The organism is Desulfosarcina cetonica JCM 12296, assembly GCF_001311845.1.
Classification (GTDB): Bacteria; Desulfobacterota; Desulfobacteria; order Desulfobacterales; family Desulfosarcinaceae; genus Desulfosarcina; species Desulfosarcina cetonica.
Map to the genome: position 1 here is coordinate 1 of NZ_BBCC01000275.1, position 6,516 is coordinate 6,516.

The window sequence follows — 6,516 nt, forward strand, 5'->3', positions numbered from 1 at the left end:
GGCTGCGGGCGGAAATGCAGGTAAAAAGCATCACGGCTTGGACCATCAGCCCGAGGGCCGGATGGATGGCATTGGACAAGACAACCACCAGCCAACTGATCAGCCAGACGCCCGCCACCAGAAGGCCTGTCATGAGCCCGCCGGCGACACGCGGGGAGACGGCAAGCGATCGGAACCCCGGTTCCAGGCGTTCGATGGCCTTGCCCATCCAGCGGATCGGGTGGGGCAGCCACAACGGATCGCCCAGCAGCATATCCAGGATGACGGCCAGGGTCAGGGCCAGGGGAAAACTGTCAGCCGGCATGGGCCGCTCCTTTGTTTTCGTGACGACGGCACAGGTCCACCAAAAGATCGATGGCCCGTTGATTTTCGGCGAGATTTTTCAACGAAATGCGGATGAAGGCATCGCTCAACCCCTGAAAATTCGCGCAGTCCCGGACCAGGATGCGCTGGTCGGCCATCTGTTGCCAGACGGTCGGTGCATCCAGCCCTGCGGGCAGGCGCATGAGGATGAAGGTCGTTGCCGAGGGGAAACAGCGAATCGCCGTGCTGGCGTGTAATCGGGCGATCGCTTTCGGTTTTTCGGCCGCGATCAGGGTGCGCGTCTCAGATAGGAACGCATCGACCGCATCGGCATGGGTCATGAGCCAGGTAACGGCGGCCTGGGCCAGGCTGTTGACCGACCAGGGCAGGGCATAGGCGGCCAGCTTCGTCATCAGGGGCGGCGGTGCCTTGACGAAACCGATGCGCAGGCCGGGAATGCGGAACGCCTTGGACATGGAGTTGAGCACCAGAACATTGGGCAGCTCGGATCGGATCATGCTGATGGTTTCCGGCTGCGGAACAAAGGGCAGATAGGATTCGTCGATCACGAAAACGGTTTCCGGCAGGGCCCGACACAGATCCGTGATGGCTTCCCGGTCGGCCATGGCGCCGGTGGGGTTGTTGGGATTGCAGAGAAAAACCAGGTCGGCCCCGGCGGCGGCCTCGCGGATCCGCTCCGTGTCCGGCACGAAATCGTCCGCCTCCCGGCAGATGAGATGCTCGCAGGCAACCCCGTGCATGACGCAGGCATCGTGGTAGTCGGCGTAAGTGGGACCCACGACGATGGCCCGCCGGCTGCCCAGTGCCCGCGGAATCCGGTAGATCAATTGGGTGCTGCCGTTGCCGGCCATCACCGTTTGCGGATCGATGGCGTTTTGTCGGGCGAATGCCGCGATCATGCTGCCCGCATCCACTTCGGGCAGGGCCGTGATCACCGGCAGATTTTCCGCCAGGTGATCCATCAGGTCCGGCATGGGACCCAAGGGGTTGACATTGGCGCTCATGTCGCAGATGTCCGACGGCCGGCAGCCATGGATCCGAGCCAAGTGGTAGATGTTGCCACCGTGCCCGCCGATCATGGGGTGCCTCCCATGCAAACCGCCAGGAAGAGGGCCGCTTCGTTGACTTCGGTCATGGCGCCCAACAGATCGCCGGTGATGCCCCCGATCTTGCGGCGATAGAAAAGGATCAGCAGTGCGGTGACGGCAACGAAGACAATGTTCAGAACGATTCCGTGCCATCCCAGGAAGAGGGACAAGAATGCTGGTACGAGAAGGTAGCGGAAGTCGACCGGCGCCAGGGGTGTTTCAAAAAAAGCGCTGCCGGTGCCTTCCTCGCCGCGGGCGTAGGGCAAAAAACGCATGCCGAAGATCATCGCTCCGCGGGCATAGGCGGGAATGATCGCAAGGGCCAGGAAACGGCCCTGGTGCAGATGGCCCAGGGCCGCGCTTTTGGTCAGCAGTACCAGGGTCACGACCACCAACCCCATGGCACCCACGCGGCTGTCCTTCATGATCGTCAGGCTGCGCTCACGGTCGCGATGACCGTAGAGACCGTCGGCCGTGTCGGCCAGGCCGTCCAGATGAAAGGCGCCGGTGATGGCGGCCAACAGGGCGATATCCAGTACCGCCGCCACGCCGGGCGGCCAAACGGTGGTGAACACGAGATCGCCCATTGCCACGATCAGGCCGATGATCAGACCGGCCAGGGGAAAGTGGATGATGATGCCTTTGGCGTCGAAGGGGCGCGGCCGGCCCAGGGGCAGGGCGCTGATGAATTGCAGGGAAGCGATCAGTCGGTTCATGGAAGGGGGCTCTGCGCGGCGGGTTTGATGGTCACGGGAATGCCGGCGACGGTCCAGACAACACGGTCGCAGGCAGCGGCCATGGCTGGTTGGTCCAGCCGGCCAGGTCCCGGTAAAGCCGGGCGAGACGGTTTTCGGGAACGATGCCCGCGCCGACTTCGTTGGAGACCAGCACCACGGCCCCGGGCGCCTGGGTGACGGCCTCGGCCAGGCCGTCGATTTTTTGTCGGATCAGGACGATGTCCTCGGTCTGCATGAGCAGGTTGCTCAGCCACAGGGTCAAGCAGTCGATGAGCATCACGTCGGCCGAGGCGCCATGCCGGCCAATGATGCCGGCCAGGTCCACGGGCTCTTCCAGCGTTCGCCAACTGGCGTCGCGTTCACGTTGGTGGCGTGCCACCCGCTCGCGCATCTCATCGTCATGGGGCACACAGGTGGCCACGTAGATGCGTCGTGGTCCCACCGCCTCGGCCAGGGCCTGGGCGTGGCTGCTTTTGCCGCTGCGGCAGCCGCCGATAACAAGGGTCTTTTCGTTGTTCGTCATATGGGACTTTATTCGATATTCTCTTTTTGGGTTATCCCAGCGGCGGAATGTCAAATGTCAAAATCCGAATGTCAATTGAAGGTTGAGATCCTTTTTAAATGGACAGAATACCTTCAATTGTCATTTGTTCATTGGGCCTTTGACATTTGGATCAGCTCGGTGATCCGTTCCATATCGATATGCGCGTGAAGTGCTCGGCCAATAGCGCATACTGCTCCATTTTTGCCGCCAGGCGCCGGTGGCGGGAATGTCCACGCCGTCAATACCCATTGCGGCCAGCCAGCGCCCGATCAGCCGGTGTATCGAAAAGACCGTGCATGTAGGTGCCCAGGGCCAGTCCGTCCGGGGTCATGCAGCCGTCGCTGTCCGTGATGGCCTCTCCGTTGCGTTCGTGGACGGTCAACAGGGGCGTGCCCGCCTTCAGCCGGGTCTGGCCCATGTGGATTTCATACCCGGTGCCGGCGATGCCGTCCCAGGCGAACCGGCTGAGGGTTGTCGTCTTGGGCGCCTGGAGGATGGTTTCCACGGGCAGCAGCCCCAGCCCGTCGGTGCTTCCCGGGGCGCCTTCCAGGCCGCCGGGATCGTGAACGGTCATGCCCATCATTTGGTAACCGCCGCAGATGCGCAGATGTGCCCGCCGCTATCCTTGAAGGCCGCCAGACGCGTCTGCCAGCCAGTGGTTTTGAGCCATTCCAGATCGTAGCGGGTGTTTTTGGAACCGGGCAAAATCACCGCCCGGAAGCCGGAAAGATCCTGGGGGGTCTCAATGAAGTGGACGGAAAGGCCCGTTACCGCCATCAACGGATCGAAATCGGTGAAGTTGGAGATATGCGGAATGCGGATCACGGCCACCGCCGGCTTGCCGTCGGCCTTGGCATGCACCGTGCGAGGCCGTTCGATGACCACCGAGTCTTCGGGATCGATGCGGATATGTTCGTACCAGGCAGCACGCCAAAGACCGGCAATCCGGTTTTCTTCTCGATCCAGCGCACGCCGTCGGCAAAGAGCCGCAGATCGCCGCGGAAACGGTTGATGATGAAGCCGGCCACGCGCTGTCGGAACGATTCCGGCAGGCAGGCCAGGGTGCCGACCAGTTGGGCGAAGATGCCGCCGCGGTGGATGTCGCCCACCAGGATCACCGGCGCATCGGCATAGGCGGCCATGGGGAAATTGACGATGTCGTGGTCCATGAGGTTGACTTCGGCGCAGGAGCCGGCGCCTTCCAGAACCACCAGATCGTAAGCCTCCCGCAGACGATCCAGGGCGGCGTTGGCCGTGGCCACCAGGCGGGCCTTTTTCTGATGGTAGTCCATGGCCGTCTGGTTGCCGATGGCCTCGCCCAGCAACACCACCTGGGATCCCACGTCGCTGGTGGGTTTGAGCAGGATGGGGTTCATGTCCACATGGGGGGCGATGCCGGCGGCTTCGGCCTGGACGATCTGGGCGCGGCCCATTTCCAGCCCCTCGGGCGTGACCCCTGAGTTGTTGGACATGTTCTGGGCCTTGTACGGTGCCACACGCCGACCCTGGTCGGCAAAGATCCGGCATAGGGCCGCGGCGATCACGCTCTTGCCCACGTCGGAGCCAGTGCCGAACACGGCTATGCAGGGGGCTTTGGTGGTGTCGTTCATTGTCTTATCTTTCTTACGAATCCCTCATTTTTCGATGCCCACGCGTGCGCCGACCCCGGCCTGGTAGTAGTGTTTGACGGCCTGCATCTCCGTGACCAGATCGGCCTTTTCGATGACCCGCGGGTCGGCGCCCCGGCCGGTGATCACCAGCTCCACGGCGGCCGGTTTGCGCTCCATGAGATCCAGAATCGCTTCCACCGGAAAGAGGCCGCAACGGGCCGCCACGTTGCCCTCCTCCATGATCACCAGCTGGTATTCGCCGCCGGTCAGGGCAGACTCGATCGCCGCCAGCCCTTCTTGGGCGGCGGCCACATCCTCGGCGGCCGGCTGGCCCTTGATGAAGCGGCCCCGGCCGAACTGCTCGATGCGAATTTGCTCGGCATGGCGCGCCAGGGCCTTGATCTCGCTGTAGTCACCCGACTTGATGAATTGGGCGATATACACCTTCAGGCCGGCGCCGGCGGCGCGCAGGGCAAGCCCCAGGGCGGCCGTGGTTTTGCCCTTGCCGTCCCCGGTGTAAACCTGGATGTAGCCTTCATTTAGTTGTGCCATAATATCTTCAATCTGACGGATTCGTAAGAGGCCCGATATCGGCGTTACGCTCATCCTTCGTCACTGCAGCGTACTCAAAGTACGCCTCATTCCTCAGGCTTCGCAAGCCTTGATCTCGGGCCTCTTACGAATCCTCTGTCGTCTCCAAATTATTTCGGGAGCATTATTCAGCCAAACCGATCCTATTCTGCGATCTTATACTTCTTTGCATAGCCCCGCGGGGTGACCATGAACCCGTCATAGGCAAAGGTGCTCGAATTGCCGATGAACACCGTGGTCTGCATGTCCACCTCGGCCTGGTGCAGCTCGCCCAGGGTGGTCAGGACGACCCGCTGGTTGTCGCGCATGGCGCCGGTGACGATGCCCACGGGGGTTTCCGGCGGACGGTGCTGGAGCGCAATGGCCTGGGCGCGGGTCAGGTGGTCGGCCCGGCGACGGCTCTTGGGATTGTAGATCACGATGACGAAATCCGCGGCGGCCGCCGCCTCCAGGCGAGCTTCGATGGTTTCCCAAGGCGTCAGCAGGTCGCTGAGCGAGATCACGGCGAAATCGTGGGTCAGGGGGGCGCCCAATAGGGACGCGCCGGAACACAGGGCCGGGATGCCCGGCACCACTTCGATGGCGATCTGGTTGGGCGCTTGCGGATCGTCCGTGCCACTGATGGCGATGGACCGCTCGCGGCACATCTCCAAGGCCAAGCCGGCCATGGCGTAAATCCCCGGGTCGCCGCTGGAAACCACGGCACAGGCGGTGCCGGAGAGCGCCAGGTCCAGGGCCGCGGCCACCCGATCGACCTCTTTCTTCATGGCCGTGGCAACGATGGTCTTGCCTTGGATGAGCGGTCGGATCAGATCGATGTAGGTGGTGTAGCCGGCCACGGCCGAAACGTCGCTCAATACCGTTACGGCGCGCTGGCTCAGGTGTTCGGGACCGCCGGGACCGATGCCGACGATATAGAGCCGTCGGCCGCCACCGCCACCGTGACGTTGCGGGTCTTCTGTTTGGGAACGAGCATCCGCCCCCATTGGCTCTCCAGCAGGGCTGCCGCTTCGCATACGCTTTTTACTCCTATGTGCTTTTCCACCATGGCCGACGGTGTGGGAACCTGACCCACGGTTTTGAGTCGGTCACGGGCAAATACGGTGATGGTGACGCCGAGGGCCTCCGCCAGGGCCAGCAGGCCGGGCTCCTCGGCCTTGAGATCGACCGTGGCCAGGGTGCGCAGGCTGGACAGGGCCAAATGGTTGGCGGCAAAGGTCGCTTCAATCAGCGCCCGCATCTCTTCGGCATCGGTGCCCCGATTGCACCCGATTCCCGTCACCAGGGATGGGGGTCGCAATACCAGTACATGGGGGGGCAGGTCAAGGCGGATATGGTCGACGAAAACACCGGCCTGGGATTCGTCGAACCCGCCGGGCGGGCAGCGGATAATCTGCCCGGGCGGCAGTTGTCCGATCACGATGCCGTAAGGATCGTGGATCCGGATCGGGCGCCGGTAATCAGGGCCATGTTGACGGTTTTGATGGCCGCCGGGTTTTCGATCACCAGCCGGTTCGCCGCGGCGATCAGATCGATGGCCGCCACCCGGTTGACGTCGGTGGCCGTGGTGATCACCGGCTGGCCGCCGGTCACGCCGGCCACCGCTTTCGCCAGGGCATTGG

At 63.1% G+C, this 6,516-nt stretch carries 8 protein-coding genes and 2 pseudogenes; all 10 read right to left on the reverse strand.

Going from position 1 to position 6,516, the window contains the following annotated elements; genetic code table 11:
• The coding region (locus JCM12296_RS31665) for a cobalamin biosynthesis protein (protein WP_172684211.1) at nt 1-304 on the reverse strand (304 nt) is incomplete at its 3' end.
• Nucleotides 294-1,403 (reverse strand): pyridoxal phosphate-dependent aminotransferase, encoded by a 1,110-nt coding sequence (locus JCM12296_RS31670; protein ID WP_054701486.1) that lies wholly within the window; start codon nt 1,401-1,403, stop codon nt 294-296. The genes JCM12296_RS31670 and JCM12296_RS31665, both read right to left, overlap by 11 nt.
• Nucleotides 1,400-2,128 carry an adenosylcobinamide-GDP ribazoletransferase gene (gene cobS / locus JCM12296_RS31675; RefSeq protein ID WP_054701489.1) on the reverse strand — a complete coding sequence of 243 codons (729 nt, stop codon included), beginning with the start codon at nt 2,126-2,128 and terminating at the stop codon, nt 1,400-1,402. The genes JCM12296_RS31670 and cobS overlap by 4 nt, the downstream gene beginning before the upstream one ends.
• A gap of 31 nt (nt 2,129-2,159) precedes the next feature.
• Nucleotides 2,160-2,672, reverse strand: coding sequence for a bifunctional adenosylcobinamide kinase/adenosylcobinamide-phosphate guanylyltransferase (gene cobU / locus JCM12296_RS31680; RefSeq protein WP_246805195.1), 513 nt, complete (start codon nt 2,670-2,672; stop codon nt 2,160-2,162).
• Between the two features lie 259 nt (nt 2,673-2,931).
• Nucleotides 2,932-3,470: pseudogene (locus JCM12296_RS51080) on the reverse strand (hypothetical protein).
• Between the two features lie 44 nt (nt 3,471-3,514).
• Nucleotides 3,515-4,303, reverse strand: a complete 789-nt coding sequence (locus JCM12296_RS46470; RefSeq protein ID WP_083456713.1) for a cobyric acid synthase — start codon at nt 4,301-4,303, stop codon at nt 3,515-3,517.
• A gap of 24 nt (nt 4,304-4,327) precedes the next feature.
• Entirely contained in the window at nt 4,328-4,855 is a 528-nt protein-coding gene (locus tag JCM12296_RS31690) for a cob(I)yrinic acid a,c-diamide adenosyltransferase (protein WP_054701493.1), read from the reverse strand.
• A gap of 182 nt (nt 4,856-5,037) precedes the next feature.
• On the reverse strand, nt 5,038-5,880 hold the full coding sequence (cobJ, locus tag JCM12296_RS31695; RefSeq protein ID WP_213182189.1) for a precorrin-3B C(17)-methyltransferase: 843 nt from the start codon (nt 5,878-5,880) through the stop codon (nt 5,038-5,040).
• The gene (locus tag JCM12296_RS42865; RefSeq protein WP_054701496.1) at nt 5,772-6,314 is read right to left on the reverse strand and encodes a cobalamin biosynthesis protein; all 543 of its coding nucleotides are present in this window, start codon (nt 6,312-6,314) and stop codon (nt 5,772-5,774) included. The genes cobJ and JCM12296_RS42865 overlap by 109 nt, the downstream gene beginning before the upstream one ends.
• Nucleotides 6,311-6,516, reverse strand: a pseudogene (locus JCM12296_RS40560) (hypothetical protein); the annotation flags it as partial. The gene JCM12296_RS42865 and the pseudogene JCM12296_RS40560, both read right to left, overlap by 4 nt.

What these genes read in the sequence shown, in the direction of transcription:
- cobS (WP_054701489.1), bottom strand. Translation starts at nt 2,128, where the DNA reads ATGAACCGACTGATCGCTTCCCTGCAATTCATCAGCGCCCTGCCCCTG.
- cobJ (WP_213182189.1), bottom strand. Translation starts at nt 5,880, where the DNA reads ATGGGGGCGGATGCTCGTTCCCAAACAGAAGACCCGCAACGTCACGGT.
- JCM12296_RS31690 (WP_054701493.1), bottom strand. Translation starts at nt 4,855, where the DNA reads ATGGCACAACTAAATGAAGGCTACATCCAGGTTTACACCGGGGACGGC.
- JCM12296_RS31670 (WP_054701486.1), bottom strand. Translation starts at nt 1,403, where the DNA reads ATGATCGGCGGGCACGGTGGCAACATCTACCACTTGGCTCGGATCCAT.
- JCM12296_RS46470 (WP_083456713.1), bottom strand. Translation starts at nt 4,303, where the DNA reads ATGAACGACACCACCAAAGCCCCCTGCATAGCCGTGTTCGGCACTGGC.
- cobU (WP_246805195.1), bottom strand. Translation starts at nt 2,672, where the DNA reads ATGACGAACAACGAAAAGACCCTTGTTATCGGCGGCTGCCGCAGCGGC.